Raw genomic sequence first — 16,107 nt, forward strand, 5'->3', positions numbered from 1 at the left:
GGAGTGTCGGTGGCCCGTGGGATGCTGGGACGCGATGGCCACCAGAAAGACTTCGACCGACGACCTGCTCGCCCCCGTCACGCTCGCCGTGGGCCAGGAGGACCTGCTCCTCGACCGCGTGGTCCAGGAGGTGGTGGCGGCCGCCCGCGCCGCCGACGCCGACACGGACGTGCGTGATCTCACCCCCGAGCAGCTCCAGCCCGGCACGCTGGCGGAGCTGACCAGTCCGTCGCTCTTCGCCGAGCGCAAGGTCCTCGTCGTGCGCAACGCCCAGGACCTGTCCGCGGACACGATCAAGGACATCAAGGCGTACGTCGACGCGCCCATCGAGGACATCTCGCTCGTCCTGCTCCACGCGGGCGGCGCCAAGGGCAAGGGCCTGCTCGACGCGGCGCGCAAGGCGGGCGCGCGCGAGGTGGCCTGCCCGAAGACGACCAAGCCGGCGGAGCGTCTGACGTTCGTACGGCAGGAGTTCCGTTCGCTGGGGCGGTCGGCCACGCCCGAGGCGTGCCAAGCGCTGGTCGACTCGATCGGCAGCGATCTGCGGGAGCTCGCCTCGGCGGTGTCGCAGCTGACCGCGGACGTGGAGGGCACGATCGACGAGGCGATCGTCGGGCGGTACTACACGGGCCGCGCGGAGGCGTCCTCGTTCAACGTCGCGGACCGCGCGGTGGAGGGGCGGGCCGCGGAGGCGCTGGAGGCCCTGCGCTGGTCGCTCTCGACCGGCGTCCCCGCGGTCCTGATCACCAGCGCGCTGGCGCAGGGTGTCCGGGCGATCGGCAAGCTGTCGGCGGCGCGGGGCGGACGGCCGGCGGACCTCGCGCGGGAGCTGGGGATGCCGCCGTGGAAGATCGACCGGGTCCGTCAGCAGATGCGGGGCTGGACACCGGACGGGGTGTCGCTGGCGCTGCGGGCGGTAGCGGAGGCGGACGCGGGCGTGAAGGGCGGCGGGGACGACCCGGAGTACGCCCTGGAGAAGGCGGTGGTCGCGGTGGCGAGGGCGGCGCGGCTGCGACGGTAGGCGCGGCGTGCGCTGCGCGGGCGCGCTGAGCTGGGGGCGGGACCCGTGCCGGTCACCGCACCTCCCCCGGCGCGTCGCAGTCGCGTGGCGGACGGCGTCCGGAGAACGGCGAAGGCCCCGCCGTTCTCCTGGGGAAGGAGAGTGGCGGGGCCTTCGGCGTGAGACTGGTGGGCTCGCGCACGCGTGGCGAACGCGTGTCGCGCGCGAGTCCGGGGTGCCGGGTGGGAGCGGAAGAGAGGGCCCGCTGGGTCCCGTCCGGCGTCACATCAGAGCTCAGCCCTGCAGAGCGGCAACCTTGGTGGCCAGCGCCGACTTCTTGTTGGCGGCGGCGTTCTTGTGGATGACACCCTTCGAGACAGCCTTGTCGAGCGCACGGGAGGCGGCGCGAGAAGCCACGACGGCCTTCTCGACGTCACCCGCGGCGACGGCCTCGCGGGCCTTGCGGATCGCGGTCTTGAGCGAGGACTTGACGGCCTTGTTGCGCAGGCGCGCCTTCTCGTTCGTCTTGTTCCGCTTGATCTGGGACTTGATGTTCGCCACGAAAAGAGCCTTTTCAGGTTCGATGATGTTTCAGAGAGTGCGTCCCGTAGCTGAGAGGGCACACGAGACACAGCTGTCCACGGTATCAGGCGCTCTCAGTGCCGCCCAAACCGAGCACAGCGCCGCGGTCGTGGGACCATGGAGCCTACGTATCGATCCGACATCGCCCCGAGACGAGACCCTGCGTGCCCGCGACTCCTACCCACGTGCCCGAGCCGAGCCGTACCGACCCGGCGCTGATCCGCAATTTCTGCATCATCGCGCACATCGACCACGGCAAGTCGACCCTTGCCGACCGGATGCTCCAGCTGACCGGTGTCGTCGACCAACGGCAGATGCGCGCCCAGTACCTCGACCGGATGGACATCGAGCGCGAGCGCGGCATCACGATCAAGTCCCAGGCGGTCCGGCTGCCCTGGGCGCCCACCGAGGGCACGGGCCAGGGCAAGACCCACATCCTGAACATGATCGACACCCCCGGGCACGTCGACTTCACGTACGAGGTGTCGCGCTCCCTCGCCGCCTGTGAAGGCACGATCCTGCTCGTGGACGCGGCCCAGGGCATCGAGGCGCAGACCCTGGCGAACCTCTACCTGGCGATGGAGAACGACCTCACCATCGTTCCCGTACTGAACAAGATCGACCTGCCGGCCGCTCAGCCGGAGAAGTTCTCCGAGGAGCTCGCCAACCTGATCGGCTGCCAGCCCGAGGACGTGCTCAAGGTCTCCGCCAAGACGGGCATCGGCGTCGGGGCGCTGCTCGACCGGGTCGTGGAGAACGTGCCGGCTCCCGTCGGTGTGGCCGACGCGCCCGCCCGCGCGATGATCTTCGACTCGGTCTATGACTCCTACCGCGGCGTCGTGACGTACGTACGAGTCGTCGACGGCCAGCTCAACAAGCGCGAGCGCATCAAGATGATGTCGACCGGCGCCACCCACGAGCTGCTCGAGATCGGTGTCTCGTCCCCGGAGATGACCCCCGCCGACGGCATCGGCGTCGGCGAGGTCGGCTACATCATCACCGGCGTGAAGGACGTCCGTCAGTCCAAGGTCGGTGACACGATCACGTCGCTGCACAAGGGCGCCACCGAGGCCCTCGGCGGTTACAAGGACCCCAAGCCGATGGTGTTCTCGGGCCTCTACCCGCTGGACGGGTCGGAGTACCCGGACCTCCGCGAGGCCCTCGACAAGCTGCAGCTCAACGACGCCGCGCTGGTCTACGAGCCGGAGACCTCCGCCGCGCTCGGCTTCGGCTTCCGCGTCGGCTTCCTCGGTCTGCTCCACCTGGACGTGATCCGGGAGCGCCTGGAGCGCGAGTTCGGTCTCGACCTGATCGCCACCGCCCCCAACGTGGTCTACCGCGTGGTCATGGAGGACGGCAGCGAGCACACGGTCACCAACCCGAGCGAGTTCCCCGAGGGCAAGATCAGCGACGTGTACGAGCCCGTCGTACGGGCCACGATCCTCGCCCCCAGCGAGTTCATCGGCGCGATCATGGAGCTGTGCCAGACCCGCCGCGGCACCCTGCTCGGCATGGACTACCTCTCCGAGGACCGGGTGGAGATCCGCTACACCCTGCCCCTCGCCGAGATCGTCTTCGACTTCTTCGACCAGCTGAAGTCCAAGACGCGCGGTTACGCCTCCCTCGACTACGAGCCCACCGGCGAGCAGGCCTCCAGCCTGGTCAAGGTCGACATCCTGCTGCACGGCGACAAGGTCGACGCGTTCTCCGCCGTCACCCACAAGGACGCGGCGTACGCGTACGGCGTGCGGCTCGTGGCCAAGCTGCGGGAGCTGATCCCGCGGCAGGCGTTCGAGGTCCCGATCCAGGCCGCCATCGGCTCGCGGGTCATCGCCCGTGAGACCATCCGCGCCATCCGCAAGGACGTCCTCGCCAAGTGCTACGGCGGTGACATCTCCCGTAAGCGGAAGCTGCTGGAGAAGCAGAAGGAAGGCAAGAAGCGGATGAAGATGGTCGGCTCCGTGGAGGTGCCCCAGGAGGCCTTCATCGCCGTCCTGTCGAGTGACGACTCCGCCGGCGGCAAGAGCAAGAAGTGATCGGCCAGTCGGCGGACGCGTAGCTGACAGATACACCGAACGGGCCCACGCACGGACTGTGCGCGGGCCCGTTCGGCGTTCGTTCTGTTATCAACCGGGTATCAAGCGGCGGCCCACAGGGCCTTACGCGGCGGACTTCGGCCATCTACTCTGATCCCGGCTCGAAGGTTACTCGCCAGTTAGAAACGCACGCCGGTTAGAAACGCACGCCAGATCGCACCACCAGCAGGCACCGCCGCCGCCCGGAGGACGTCGTGAGCGACACACAGACCCTGATCGAGAACCGGCCGCCCTCCGTGGCAGCCCTCTTCCTTGAGCGCGTGGCGCGGACTCCCGACGCGGAGGCCTATCGCTACCCGGTCCCGGCCGCGTCCGGCCAGGGCCCAGACGACTGGAAGTCGCTCAGCTGGGGGCAGGCGGCCGAACGGGTCTACGCCATCGCCGCCGGCCTGATCGACCTCGGGGTCCAGCCCGAGGAGCGGGTCGCCCTGGCCTCCTCCACCCGGGTCGAATGGATCCTCGCCGACCTCGGTGTGATGTGCGCGGGCGCCGCGACCACCACCGTCTACCCGCAGACCAACGCCGAGGAGTCGGCGTTCATCCTCTCCGACTCCGAGTCGAAGGTCCTGATCGCGGAGGACGCGGCCCAGCTGGCCAAGGCCCGCGAGCGCCGCGCCGACCTGCCCGGGCTCCACCACGTCGTCGTCATCGACCCCACGGGCGTCGAGACCGACGAGTGGGTGCTGACCCTCGCCGACCTGGAGGCGCGCGGCAAGGCGTACCTGGAGAAGAACCCCGACGCGGTCAAGGAGCGCGTCGCGGCCATCACCTCCGGCCAGCTCGCCACCCTCATCTACACCTCGGGCACCACCGGCCGCCCCAAGGGCGTCCGCCTCCCGCACGACAACTGGTCGTACATGGCCAAGGCCATCGCCGCGACCGGCCTGGTCACCGAGGACGACGTCCAGTACCTGTGGCTGCCGCTCGCCCACGTCTTCGGCAAGGTGCTGACTTCCGGCCAGATCGAGGTCGGCCACGTCACCGCCGTCGACGGCCGCGTCGACAAGATCATCGAGAACCTTCCGGTGGTCCAGCCGACCTACATGGCAGCCGTGCCCCGCATCTTCGAGAAGGTCTACAACGGAGTCGCCGCCAAGGCCCGGGCCGGCGGCGGCGCCAAGTACAAGATCTTCCAGTGGGCGGCGGGCGTCGCCCGTGAGTACGCCAAGGTCACCCAGGACAACTTCCGGCGCACCGGCACCGCCTCGGCCCCCTTCGGCCTCACCGCCAAGCACAAGGTCGCCGACGCGCTCGTCTACTCCAAGCTCCGCGAGGCGTTCGGCGGCCGGCTGCGCGCCGCCGTCTCCGGCTCCGCCGCCCTCTCGCCCGAGATCGGCTACTTCTTCGCCGGTGCCGGCATCCACATCCTGGAGGGGTACGGCCTGACGGAGACCAGCGCGGCCTCCTTCGTCAACCCGGGCGAGGCGTACCGCACCGGCACCGTCGGCAAGCCGCTCCCCGGCTGCGAGGTCCGCATCGCCGACGACGGCGAGATCCTGCTGCGCGGCCCCGGTGTCATGGAGGGCTACCACGGCCTGCCCGAGAAGACGGCCGAGGTCCTGGAGTCCGACGGCTGGTTCCACACCGGCGACATCGGCGAGCTCTCGGCCGACGGCTACCTCCGCATCACCGACCGCAAGAAGGACCTGATCAAGACCTCGGGCGGCAAGTACATCGCCCCCGCCGAGGTCGAGGGGCAGTTCAAGGCCGTCTGCCCGTTCGTCTCCAACATCCTCGTGCACGGCGCCGACCGGAACTACTGCACGGCGCTGATCGCGCTCGACGAGCCCACCATCCTCGGCTGGGCCGCCGACAACGGCCTGGCGGGCAGGTCCTACGCCGAGGTCGTCGCCTCCCCGCAGGTCGAGAAGTTGATCCAGGGGTACGTCGACCGCCTCAACGAGGGGCTCCAGCGCTGGCAGACGATCAAGAAGTTCCGTCTCCTGCCGCGCGACCTCGACATCGAGCACGGCGAGCTGACCCCGTCCCTGAAGCTCAAGCGGCCGGTGGTCGAGCGGACGTACAAGCACCTGATCGACGAGATGTACGCCGGCGCGCGCGAGGCGTGACGGACGCGGGCGCGCGGGGCGTGCGGCGCCGCGCGGCCGGGTTTTCCACAGGCAGGACGGTCACCTCGGGCGGTACGGGACAATGGGCTCATGCCTTCCGTACTGCCCGATGGTGAGCCCATGCCCGAGACCGGGGCGCTGCCCGCGCACGCCCTGGAAGGGGCGGCCGAGCGGCCCCTCGGGTTCTATCTGCACGTGCCGTACTGCGCGACGCGCTGCGGCTACTGCGACTTCAACACGTACACCGCCAGCGAGCTGCGCGGCAGCGGAGGCGTGCTCGCCTCCCGGGACAACTACGCCGAGCAGGTGGCCGAGGAGATCCGGCTCGCCCGGAAGGTGCTCGGCGACGACCCCAGGCCGGTGCGGACCGTGTTCGTGGGCGGCGGGACACCGACCCTGCTCGCCGCCGGGGATCTCGTACGGATGCTGGCGGCGGTGCGGGACGAGTTCGGGCTCGCGGACGACGCCGAGGTGACGACGGAGGCGAACCCGGAGTCGGTGGACCCGGCGTACCTGGCGGAGCTGCGGGCGGGCGGGTTCAACCGGATCTCGTTCGGGATGCAGAGCGCGCGGCAGCACGTCCTGAAGGTCCTGGACCGCACGCACACGCCGGGGCGCCCCGAGGCCTGCGTGGCGGAGGCCCGGGCTGCGGGCTTCGAACACGTCAACCTCGACCTGATCTACGGCACGCCGGGGGAGTCCGACGACGACTGGCGGGCCTCGCTCGACGCGGCGATCGGCGCCGGCCCCGACCATGTCAGCGCGTACGCGCTGATCGTGGAGGAGGGGACGCAGCTGGCACGGCGGATCAGGCGGGGCGAGGTGCCGATGACCGACGACGACGTGCACGCGGACCGGTATCTGATCGCCGACTCGGTCTTCGCGGAGGCCGGCTTCGAGTGGTACGAGGTGTCGAACTGGGCCACCACGGAGGCCGGGCGCTGCCTGCACAACGAGCTGTACTGGCGCGGCGCCGACTGGTGGGGCGCCGGGCCGGGGGCACACAGCCACGTGGGTGGTGTGCGCTGGTGGAACGTGAAGCATCCGGGGGCGTACGCGGCGGCGCTGGCGTCGGGGAGGTCGCCGGGCGCGGGGCGGGAGATCCTCTCGGCGGAGGACCGGCGCGTGGAGCGGGTGCTCCTCGAACTCCGGCTCCGCGAGGGCTGCCCGCTGGACCTCCTGCGCCCGGAGGGCCTCTCCGCGTCGCTGCGCGCCCGCGACGAGGGGCTCCTCGACCCGGCCGCGTACGCGTCGGGGCGCGCGGTCCTGACGCTCCGGGGGCGTCTGCTGGCGGACGCGGTGGTGAGGGACCTGGTGGACTAGCGGACGCCTGCCCGGGGTCGCCGGGAGCGCGTGGACTCCTACGGGGCCGTGACGAAGTCGATCAGCTCCTCCACCCGGCCCAGCAGGGCCGGCTCCAGGTCCTTGTAGGAGTGCACCTTCGACAGGATGTGCTGCCAGGCCGCGCCCGTGTTCTCCGGCCAGCCCAGTGCGCGGCAGACGCCCGTCTTCCAGTCCTGGCCGCGCGGGACGGCCGGCCAGGCCGGGATGCCCACGGAGGACGGCTTCACCGCCTCCCACACGTCGATGTAGGGATGGCCGACGATCAGGACGTCCGGAGAGGAGATCCGGGACGCGATGCGGGACTCCTTCGACCCCTCCACCAGGTGGTCCACCAGCACACCGAGCCGCGCGTCCGGCGCCGGGGCGAAGTCGGCCACGATGGACGGCAGGTCGTCGATGCCCTCCAGGTACTCCACCACGACACCCTCGATGCGCAGGTCGTCGCCCCAGACCCGCTCCACCAGCTCGGCGTCGTGGCGGCCCTCCACATAGATGCGGCCCGCTCGGGCGACCCGGGCCCGCGCGCCCGGGACCGCGATCGAGCCCGAGGCCGTACGGGCGGGGCGGGAGGGCGCCGCCGCCACCGGACGGACCAGGGTCACCACACGGCCCTCCAGGAGGAAGCCACGCGGCTCCATCGGGAAGACCCGGTGCTTGCCGAATCGGTCCTCCAGGGTCACCGTGCCCGCCTCACAGCGGATCACCGCCCCGCAGAAGCCCGTCGAGACCTCCTCCACCACGAGGTCGGCGTCCGCCGGGACCTCCGGCACCGGGGCCGGCTTCTTCCAAGGGGGCGTCAGGTCCGGGTTGTAGCTGCGCATTCGCGCGAGGTTATGACACTCCGAAGCGCCGTGCCAGCTCTTCCCGCTGCGCCCGTACGAACGTGGCGTCGACGACCGCCCCGTGACCCGGCACGTACACCGCGTCCTCGCCGCCCAGGGCCACCAGCCGGTCGAGCGCCGCCGGCCAGTGCGTGCCGATCGCCTCCGGACCGGCCTGCGGCTCCCCGGACTCCTCGACCAGGTCGCCGCAGAAGACGACCTCCGGGGCGCCGGGTACGAGAAGCACCAGGTCGTGCCCCGTGTGACCGGGACCCACATTGGCGAGGAGCACCTGCCGGCCGCCCAGCTCCAGCGTCCACTCGCCGGACACCGTGTGGCGCGGCGCCACCAGCACGTCGGTCGCCTCCGTCGCGGCGGCCTCGTCGACCCCGTGCTGTACTGCGTCCGTCCGCAGCGCGTGCCGCTCCCGGCGCATCAGCTCGTCGACGCCCACCGCGCCGTACACCTCCGCAGCCGAGAACGCCGCCGTACCCAGCACATGGTCGAAGTGCGGATGGCTCAGTGCGATGTGCGTCACCTTGCGGCCGGTCATCGCCTCCACCTGCGTCCGCAGCTCGGCGCCCTCGCGGAGCGTGGAGCCCGTGTCGTACAAGAGCACCGCCCTCTCCCCGAGCACCAGTCCCACCGTGGCGTCCCAGCCGGGCAGTCGCCGCCGCCCGACCCCGTCCGCGAGCCGCTCCCAGCCGAACTCTTCCCAACCGACATCCATGCGGCGACGCTATCCGCTGAGGCGGGGGGCAGGAGTGCGTCGCCGCCGCCTTGCCAGGAACGACGACCACCGCCGTACACTGGCCGGGGGTTTCCTGGCACTCGAACAGGGCGAGTGCCAAACACGGAGCAACCGGAACGACAGCTGGAGGTGTGCGCCCATGCTCAGCGAACGCAGACTCGAGGTGCTGCGCGCCATCGTCCAGGACTATGTGGGGACGGAGGAGCCCGTGGGCTCCAAGGCGCTCACGGAGCGTCACAAGCTCGGCGTCTCGCCCGCCACCGTTCGCAACGACATGGCCGTCCTCGAGGACGAGGGCTACATCGCCCAGCCCCACACCAGCGCCGGACGTATCCCGACCGACAAGGGCTACCGCCTCTTCGTCGACCGGCTGGCCGGTGTCAAGCCGCTGTCGACGCCCGAGCGGCGGGCCATCCACAACTTCCTCGACGGTGCCGTGGACCTCGACGATGTCGTCGGGCGTACGGTCCGGCTGCTCGCGCAGCTGACCCGCCAGGTCGCCGTCGTGCAGTACCCGTCGCTGACCCGCTCGACGGTCCGCCACGTGGAGCTGCTCTCGCTGGCCCCCGCCCGGCTGATGCTCGTCCTGATCACGGACACCGGCCGGGTCGAACAGCGGATGATCGACTGCCCGGCGCCGTTCGGCGAGACCTCGCTGGCGGATCTGCGGGCCCGGCTGAACAGCCGGGTCGTCGGCCGCCGTTTCGCGGACGTGCCCCAGCTGGTGCAGGATCTGCCGGAGTCCTTCGAGGCGGAGGACCGCGGCACGGTCTCGACGGTTCTCGCGACCCTGCTGGAAACCCTGGTGGAAGAGCACGAGGAACGGCTGATGATCGGCGGCACCGCCAATCTCACCCGCTTCGGGCACGACTTCCCCCTCACGATCAGGCCCGTCCTGGAGGCTCTGGAGGAGCAGGTCGTGCTCCTCAAGCTGCTCGGCGAGGCCAAGGACTCGGGCATGACCGTACGGATCGGGCACGAGAACGCCCACGAGGGACTCACCTCCACGTCCGTCGTCGCGGTCGGCTACGGTTCGGGCGACGAGGCAGTCGCCAAACTCGGCGTGGTCGGACCGACCCGCATGGACTACCCCGGAACGATGGGAGCGGTACGCGCAGTGGCACGTTACGTCGGACAGATCCTGGCGGAGTCGTAAGTGGCCACGGACTACTACGCCGTACTCGGCGTGCGCCGCGACGCGTCCCAGGACGAGATCAAGAAGGCATTCCGGCGGCTCGCCCGCGAGCTGCACCCGGATGTGAATCCCGATCCGAAGACGCAGGAGCGGTTCAAGGAGATCAACGCCGCCTACGAGGTGTTGTCGGACCCGCAGAAGAAGCAGGTCTACGACCTCGGCGGCGACCCGCTCTCGGCCTCCGGCGGTGCCGGCGGTGCCGGTGGCTTCGGCCAGGGCGGCTTCGGGAACTTCTCGGACATCATGGACGCGTTCTTCGGTACGGCCTCGCAGCGCGGGCCGCGCTCGCGGACGCGCCGCGGCCAGGACGCGATGATCCGGCTGGAGATCGACCTCAACGAGGCCGCGTTCGGTACGACGAAGGACATCCAGGTCGACACGGCGGTCGTCTGCACGACCTGCTCCGGCGAGGGCGCCGCGCCCGGCACCTCCGCGCAGACCTGTGACATGTGCCGCGGCCGCGGTGAGGTGTCGCAGGTGACGCGGTCCTTCCTGGGCCAGGTCATGACCTCCCGTCCCTGCCCCCAGTGCCAGGGCTTCGGAACCGTCGTCCCGACCCCGTGCCCCGAGTGCGCGGGCGACGGCCGGGTCCGCTCGCGTCGCACGCTGACCGTGAAGATCCCGGCCGGTGTCGACAACGGCACCCGCATCCAGCTCGCCGGCGAGGGCGAGGTCGGCCCGGGCGGAGGCCCGGCGGGCGACCTGTACGTCGAGATCCACGAAGTCCCGCACGAGACCTTCCAGCGACGGGGCGACGACCTGCACTGCACGGTCACGATCCCGATGACCGCGGGCGCGCTCGGCACCAAGGTGCCGTTGCAGACGCTCGACGGCATCGAGGAGGTCGACATCCGTCCGGGCACGCAGTCGGGCCAGTCGATCCCGCTGCACGGGCGCGGCATCACGCATCTGCGCGGTGGCGGGCGCGGCGACCTGATCGTGCACGTCGAGGTCATGACGCCGTCGAAGCTGGACCCCGAGCAGGAGCGCCTGCTGCGGGAGCTGGCGAAGCTGCGCGGCGAGGAGCGGCCGACGGGCCAGTTCCAGCCGGGTCAGCAGGGCCTGTTCTCCCGCCTCAAGGACGCGTTCAACGGGCGGTAGACACCGGCCCGCCGAAGCCCGTACGGGGGCGCCCTCCGCCGAGCGCGGAGGGCGCCCTCCGGCGTTTCGGGCGCGGTACCCGCTCATGACACGATGCCTGCATGTCCACCGCACTGAACGATCTCTCCCGGTACCCGATCGTGCAGGCCCCCATGGCGGGTGGCGCCTCCTGTCCGCAGCTGGTCGGAGCCGTCTGCGAGGCCGGAGGCCTCGGCTTCCTGGCCGGCGGCTACAAGACCGCCGGCGGCATGTACCAGGAGATCAAACAGGTCCGCGGGCTGACCGGGCAGCCCTTCGGCGTCAACCTCTTCATGCCGCAGAGCGGGCAGCCCGCCGACCCCGCCGCCGTCGAGATGTACGGTCACCAGCTCGCCGGCGAGGCCACCTGGTACGACACCGCCCTCGGCGACGCCGACAGCGGACGCGACGACGCCTTCGACGCCAAGGTCGCCATCCTGCTGGAGGACCCGGTCCCCGTCGTCTCCTTCACCTTCGGCTGCCCCGGCCGCGACACCCTCGAAGCCTTCGCCCGCGCCGGTACGTTCACCGTCGTCACCGTCAATTCCGCCGAGGAGGCCCGGGCCGCCCAGCGGGCCGGGGCCGACGCCGTCTGCGCCCAGGGCGTGGAGGCGGGCGGGCACCAGGGGACCCATCGCGACGACCCGGAGGCCGGCGACGGGACCGGGCTCCTGACGCTGGTCACCCAGGTCCGGGAGGCCGTGCGGCTGCCGATCGTCGCGACCGGCGGACTCATGCGCGGGGCGCAGATCGCCGCCGTGCTCGCCGCGGGGGCCGACGCCGCCCAGCTCGGCACCGCGTTCCTCGTGTGCCCCGAATCGGGCGCGCACGCGCTGCACAAGCGGGCCATGACCGACCCCCTCTTCGTCCGCACCGAGCTCACCCGGGCCTTCTCCGGGCGCCCGGCGCGCGGCCTCGTCAACCGCTTCATGCGCGAGCACGGCCCCTACGCCCCCGCCGGATATCCCGAGATCCACCACCTCACGGCCCCCCTGCGCAAGGCCGCCGCCGCCGCGGGCGACGCGCAGGGCATGGCCCTGTGGGCCGGCCAGGGCCACCGGCTCGCCCGCGAACTCCCGGCGGGACAGCTCGTCGAGGTGCTGGCCGCCGAACTCGACACCGCGCTCTCCGCGCTCGCCCAGAGGAACCTGACATGACCGCACCCGTCTTCGTCGTCGACGCCGTCCCCGGCACCGGAAGCTTCGTCCTGGACGGCTCCGAGGGCCGCCACGCCGTCTCCGTGAAGCGCCTGCGCGCGGGGGAGGAGCTCGTCCTCACGGACGGGCGCGGCACCTGGGCCGACTGCGTCGTCCTGGCCGCCGAGGGCAAGGACCGGCTGACCGTCGAGGTCTCGGGCACGTACGAGGAGCCGGAGCCCACGCCCCGTATCACCGTCGTCCAGGCGCTGCCCAAGGGCGACCGGGGCGAACTCGCCGTCGAGATCATGACCGAGACCGGTGTCGACGCGATCGTGCCGTGGGCCGCGTCCCGCTGCATCACCCAGTGGAAGGGTGACCGGGGCCTGAAGGCCCTCGCCAAATGGCGGGCCACCGCGCGCGAGGCCGGCAAGCAGTCGCGTCGTACACGCTTCCCCGAGGTCGCCGACGCGATGACCACCAAGCAGGTGGCGGCGCTCCTCGCGGGCGCGGACTTCGCGGCCGTCCTGCACGAGGACCGGGCCCACCCCAGCGGCGCGCTCGCCGACGCGCCTCTCCCGGCCGAGGGCGAGATCGTGCTGGTCGTCGGGCCGGAAGGGGGAGTGTCGCCGGAGGAGTTGGCCCTCTTCGAGGAGGCGGGCGCCCAGCCGTACCGGCTGGGCCACAGCGTCCTGCGCACCTCCACGGCCGGCACGGCGGCGACCGCGCTGCTGCTCGGCCGTACGGGCCGCTGGTCCTGAGCCCCCGCCGGGGTCCCGCGAGCGCGGGCGCCGCGCCCGTACCACCGCGACTCCCGGCCCGGACGTGGCCGATACGATGCCCGTGTACTGATCATCGAAGGCGAGGAGGCCCGGGCCATGGCCGGAGAGCCGCAGAGCGACTGCCTGTTCTGCAAGATCGCGGAGGGGGAGGTCCCGGCGACGATCGTCCGGGAGACGGAGACGACCCTCGCCTTCCGGGACATCAACCCGCAGGCGCCCACGCACGTCCTCGTCATCCCGCGCCTCCACTACCCGGACGCCTCCTCCCTCGCCGCCGCCGCGCCGACCGTCGCCGCCGACGTGCTGCGCGAGGCCGGCGAGATCGCCGCGCAGGAGAAGGTCGACGGCAGCGGCTTCCGCATCGTCTTCAACACGGGCGTCGGCGCGGGCCAGACCGTCTTCCACGCCCACGCGCACGTGCTGGGCGGCCGCGGCCTCAACTGGCCCCCCGGATAAGAGGAAAGAACCGGTCGTGTCCGTACGTGAACTGGTCGTCCTCGGCACCGCCAGCCAGGTGCCCACCCGGCACCGCAACCACAACGGCTATCTGCTGCGCTGGGACGGCCAGGGCATCCTCTTCGACCCCGGCGAGGGCACCCAGCGCCAGATGCTGCGGGCCGGTGTCGCGGCCCACGACCTCGACCGGATCTGCGTCACTCACTTCCACGGCGACCACTCGCTCGGCCTGGCCGGGGTGATCCAGCGGATCAACCTCGACCAGGTCCCGCACCCGGTCACCGCGCACTACCCGGCGAGCGGTCAGCGCTTCTTCGAGCGGCTGCGGTACGCGACGGCCTACCGCGAGACCGTACGGCTGACCGAGACGCCGGTCGCCGCCGACGGCCCCCTCGCCGTCACCGACGCGTACACCCTCGACGCGTACCGGCTCTCGCACCCCGTCGAGTCGTTCGGCTACCGGCTGACCGAGCCCGACGGGCGCCGCATCCTGCCCGCGAAGCTCGCCGCGCACGGGATCAAGGGCCCGGACGTCGGCCGGCTCCAGCGCGAGGGCGTCCTCGACGGGGTCACGCTCGACGAGGTCAGCGAGATCCGGCGCGGGCAGCGGTTCGCGTTCGTCATGGACACCCGGCTCTGCGACGGCGTGCACGCGCTCGCCGACGGCGCCGACATGCTCGTCATCGAGTCGACCTTCCTCGACGAGGACGTCAGGCTCGCCGAGGACCACGGCCATCTGACGGCCGGACAGGCGGCGTCGGTGGCGCGCGAGGCGGGCGTACGGCATCTCGTGCTGACCCACTTCTCGCAGCGCTACAGCGACCCGGCGGAGTTCGAGCGCCAGGCACGGGCGGCCGGGTTCGAGGGCGAGCTGAGCATCGCCCAGGACCTCATGAGGGTCCCCCTACCGAAAAGATAGAGCCATGCCCCAGCCTCTCCCCAAGGCCGAACTCCACCTCCACATCGAGGGCACCCTCGAGCCCGAGCTCGCCTTCGCGCTCGCCGCCCGCAACGGCGTCACCCTGCCGTTCGCGGACACCGAGGAGCTGCGCAAGGCGTACCTCTTCAGCGATCTGCGGTCCTTCCTCGACCTGTACTACGGCCTCATGGCCGTCCTGCGCACGGCGGAGGACTTCACCGAGCTCACCGACGCGTATCTGGCGCGCGCCGCCGAACAGGGCGTCCGGCACGCGGAGATCTTCTTCGACCCGCAGGCGCACACGGCACGCGGGGTGGCCATCGGCACCGTGATCGAGGGCCTGGCCCGTTCGCTGGACGGGGCCGAGGAGCGGTACGGCGTCTCCACCCGGCTGATCATGTGCTTCCTGCGCGACGAGTCCGCCGAGTCGGCGATGGCGACCCTGGAGGCGGCGAAGCCGTATCTGCACCGGATCACGGGCGTCGGCCTGGACTCGGCGGAGGTGGGGCACCCGCCGTCGAAGTTCCGCGAGGTGTACGCGGCGGCCGAGGCGCTCGGCCTGCGCAAGGTCGCCCACGCGGGCGAGGAGGGTCCGGCGGCCTACATCCGCGAGGCCCTGGACGTCCTCGGCGTGGAGCGGATCGACCACGGCCTGCGCGCGATGGAGGATCCGGAGCTGGTGGAGCGGCTGGCCCGCGAGCGGGTACCGCTCACGCTGTGCCCGCTGTCGAACGTACGGCTGAGGGCGATCGACGTCCTGGAGGACCATCCGCTGGTCTCGATGATGGACGCGGGGCTGATGGTGACCGTCAACTCCGACGATCCCGCCTACTTCGGCGGGTACGTCGGCGACACGTTCGCGGCGGTGCGCGGCGCGCTCGGGCTGAGCCGCGACCGGCTGCGGACGCTGGCGCGCAACTCCTTCGAGGCGTCGTTCCTCGACGACGACGAGGCGCGCAGGGCGCGGTACCTCGCCGAGGTCGAGGCGTACGACTTCGACGCGGAGTAGCCCGGGCGAGTTCGTCCGACGGGCGTACGGGGCTGGGCGGGGCGCGGCCCCTCCCGGCCCCGTCGGTTTTCGCGACGCGGCCGGACCGGCCCGCCCCCGAGCCTGACCCCGAGGTACCGTCCTCGCCGCGGCCGCCACCGCCGTGGTCACGCTGACCGTCACCGCCTGCGGCGGGGATGGCTCCGGCGACAGGTCCGCGGGCCCCGCGGCCGACGGCTCCGCACCGGCTCCCGCCTCGTCGGCGCCCCCGGCGGAGTCGGCGTCACCGTCGCCGTCGCTCCGGCGAAGTGGGCGACCGGCTACTGGACGCCCCAGCCGCGCAACGGCGCCGACGACTTCCGAGCGGCCGGCCCGCGTCCGCGGCGGATCGACCGGAACCGGATCAGACGATCCGGGTGATCCACCGCTGGAGCGCGATGTGGGTGGCGTCGTCCAGCCTGCACAGCGCCTCGATGGCGGCGAGGTCGCCCGGCAGGGGCGCGATGCCCGCCGTGGTGAGCGCGGCGTGCAGGTCCAGGCGCCGGCGGTCCTCCGGCTCCAGCGGCAGCGGCAGCCGGCTGGCCGGCGCCGGTGCGGGCAGCGTGTGGTCGCCGGAGTCCATGTCCCTGACCCCGTGGGCCGTGCGGGGCTCCTCGGGAAGGTCGTGGTCGAACATGGCGGGGAAGCGGTACGGGTCGAGGTCCGACAGCGCGGTCGGGACCGTGGTGAACGTCTGGAGCGCGGTCATGGGTGCCTCCTCAGTTGTCGTGCGACTGAACAGGAAGAGGGCGCGGCACCCGACGGAGGTTCCGGTACGTCCCGTTCACCACCCGAACGTCCCCTATCCCA

At 71.7% G+C, this 16,107-nt stretch carries 15 protein-coding genes; 11 read left to right on the top strand and 4 right to left on the bottom strand.

The window, feature by feature from the left end; translation table 11 throughout:
* Nucleotides 1-34 precede the first annotated feature (34 nt).
* Complete coding sequence (gene holA, locus ACWDX6_RS00425) at nt 35-1,021, top strand: DNA polymerase III subunit delta (RefSeq protein WP_451482716.1); 987 nt, start codon at nt 35-37, stop codon at nt 1,019-1,021.
* A 273-nt stretch (nt 1,022-1,294) separates the two neighbouring features.
* Here the strand turns inward: holA and rpsT are convergent, their stop codons facing one another.
* Entirely contained in the window at nt 1,295-1,561 is a 267-nt protein-coding gene (rpsT, locus tag ACWDX6_RS00430; protein ID WP_137989361.1) for a 30S ribosomal protein S20, read from the bottom strand.
* A 185-nt stretch (nt 1,562-1,746) separates the two neighbouring features.
* On the opposite strand from rpsT, the gene lepA reads away from it, so the two are divergent.
* The 3 genes from lepA to hemW all read left to right on the top strand — a co-directional run bounded on the left by lepA (nt 1,747) and on the right by hemW (nt 7,070).
* Nucleotides 1,747-3,618: a translation elongation factor 4 gene (gene lepA, locus ACWDX6_RS00435; RefSeq protein ID WP_451482717.1), complete on the top strand. Its 1,872-nt coding sequence runs from the start codon at nt 1,747-1,749 to the stop codon at nt 3,616-3,618.
* 254 nt (nt 3,619-3,872) lie between these two features.
* Nucleotides 3,873-5,747 (top strand): AMP-dependent synthetase/ligase, encoded by a 1,875-nt coding sequence (locus ACWDX6_RS00440; RefSeq protein ID WP_451482718.1) that lies wholly within the window; start codon nt 3,873-3,875, stop codon nt 5,745-5,747.
* Nucleotides 5,748-5,837: 90 nt separating this feature from the next.
* Nucleotides 5,838-7,070, top strand: coding sequence for a radical SAM family heme chaperone HemW (gene hemW, locus ACWDX6_RS00445; RefSeq protein ID WP_451482719.1), 1,233 nt, complete (start codon nt 5,838-5,840; stop codon nt 7,068-7,070).
* 38 nt (nt 7,071-7,108) lie between these two features.
* Here the strand turns inward: hemW and ACWDX6_RS00450 are convergent, their stop codons facing one another.
* Nucleotides 7,109-7,912, bottom strand: a complete 804-nt coding sequence (locus ACWDX6_RS00450; RefSeq protein WP_451482720.1) for a DUF3097 domain-containing protein — start codon at nt 7,910-7,912, stop codon at nt 7,109-7,111.
* A 10-nt stretch (nt 7,913-7,922) separates the two neighbouring features.
* Entirely contained in the window at nt 7,923-8,642 is a 720-nt protein-coding gene (locus ACWDX6_RS00455; protein ID WP_451482721.1) for an MBL fold metallo-hydrolase, read from the bottom strand.
* Between the two features lie 160 nt (nt 8,643-8,802).
* On the opposite strand from ACWDX6_RS00455, the gene hrcA reads away from it, so the two are divergent.
* From hrcA to ACWDX6_RS00490, 7 genes are all read left to right on the top strand, one after another.
* On the top strand, nt 8,803-9,819 hold the full coding sequence (gene hrcA, locus ACWDX6_RS00460) for a heat-inducible transcriptional repressor HrcA (RefSeq protein ID WP_451482722.1): 1,017 nt from the start codon (nt 8,803-8,805) through the stop codon (nt 9,817-9,819).
* A complete protein-coding gene (dnaJ, locus tag ACWDX6_RS00465) occupies nt 9,820-10,959 on the top strand; it encodes a molecular chaperone DnaJ (RefSeq protein WP_451482723.1) in 1,140 nt (379 codons plus the stop codon).
* Nucleotides 10,960-11,060: 101 nt separating this feature from the next.
* On the top strand, nt 11,061-12,134 hold the full coding sequence (locus ACWDX6_RS00470; RefSeq protein ID WP_451482724.1) for a nitronate monooxygenase: 1,074 nt from the start codon (nt 11,061-11,063) through the stop codon (nt 12,132-12,134).
* Nucleotides 12,131-12,874 carry a 16S rRNA (uracil(1498)-N(3))-methyltransferase gene (locus ACWDX6_RS00475; protein ID WP_451482725.1) on the top strand — a complete coding sequence of 248 codons (744 nt, stop codon included), beginning with the start codon at nt 12,131-12,133 and terminating at the stop codon, nt 12,872-12,874. Before ACWDX6_RS00470 ends, ACWDX6_RS00475 begins: the two co-directional genes overlap by 4 nt.
* Nucleotides 12,875-12,991: 117 nt before the next feature.
* Nucleotides 12,992-13,351, top strand: coding sequence for a histidine triad nucleotide-binding protein (locus tag ACWDX6_RS00480; RefSeq protein WP_451482726.1), 360 nt, complete (start codon nt 12,992-12,994; stop codon nt 13,349-13,351).
* Between the two features lie 16 nt (nt 13,352-13,367).
* A complete protein-coding gene (locus ACWDX6_RS00485; RefSeq protein ID WP_451482727.1) occupies nt 13,368-14,270 on the top strand; it encodes a ribonuclease Z in 903 nt (300 codons plus the stop codon).
* A gap of 4 nt (nt 14,271-14,274) precedes the next feature.
* Nucleotides 14,275-15,279 carry an adenosine deaminase gene (locus ACWDX6_RS00490; RefSeq protein ID WP_451482728.1) on the top strand — a complete coding sequence of 335 codons (1,005 nt, stop codon included), beginning with the start codon at nt 14,275-14,277 and terminating at the stop codon, nt 15,277-15,279.
* Nucleotides 15,280-15,661: 382 nt separating this feature from the next.
* Here ACWDX6_RS00490 and ACWDX6_RS00495 read toward each other — a convergent pair whose 3' ends face one another.
* Nucleotides 15,662-16,006 (bottom strand): hypothetical protein, encoded by a 345-nt coding sequence (locus tag ACWDX6_RS00495; RefSeq protein WP_451482729.1) that lies wholly within the window; start codon nt 16,004-16,006, stop codon nt 15,662-15,664.
* Nucleotides 16,007-16,107 lie beyond the last annotated feature (101 nt).

It is taken from the genome of Streptomyces sp. NPDC003027, from assembly GCF_053591435.1.

Bases quoted from the DNA above. Each gene is read 5' to 3' on its own strand.
- holA (WP_451482716.1), top strand. From the start codon at position 35: ATGGCCACCAGAAAGACTTCGACCGACGACCTGCTCGCCCCCGTCACG.
- hemW (WP_451482719.1), top strand. From the start codon at position 5,838: ATGCCTTCCGTACTGCCCGATGGTGAGCCCATGCCCGAGACCGGGGCG.
- ACWDX6_RS00450 (WP_451482720.1), bottom strand. From the start codon at position 7,912: ATGCGCAGCTACAACCCGGACCTGACGCCCCCTTGGAAGAAGCCGGCC.
- ACWDX6_RS00455 (WP_451482721.1), bottom strand. From the start codon at position 8,642: ATGGATGTCGGTTGGGAAGAGTTCGGCTGGGAGCGGCTCGCGGACGGG.
- hrcA (WP_451482722.1), top strand. From the start codon at position 8,803: ATGCTCAGCGAACGCAGACTCGAGGTGCTGCGCGCCATCGTCCAGGAC.
- ACWDX6_RS00470 (WP_451482724.1), top strand. From the start codon at position 11,061: ATGTCCACCGCACTGAACGATCTCTCCCGGTACCCGATCGTGCAGGCC.
- ACWDX6_RS00475 (WP_451482725.1), top strand. From the start codon at position 12,131: ATGACCGCACCCGTCTTCGTCGTCGACGCCGTCCCCGGCACCGGAAGC.
- ACWDX6_RS00480 (WP_451482726.1), top strand. From the start codon at position 12,992: ATGGCCGGAGAGCCGCAGAGCGACTGCCTGTTCTGCAAGATCGCGGAG.
- ACWDX6_RS00490 (WP_451482728.1), top strand. From the start codon at position 14,275: ATGCCCCAGCCTCTCCCCAAGGCCGAACTCCACCTCCACATCGAGGGC.
- ACWDX6_RS00495 (WP_451482729.1), bottom strand. From the start codon at position 16,006: ATGACCGCGCTCCAGACGTTCACCACGGTCCCGACCGCGCTGTCGGAC.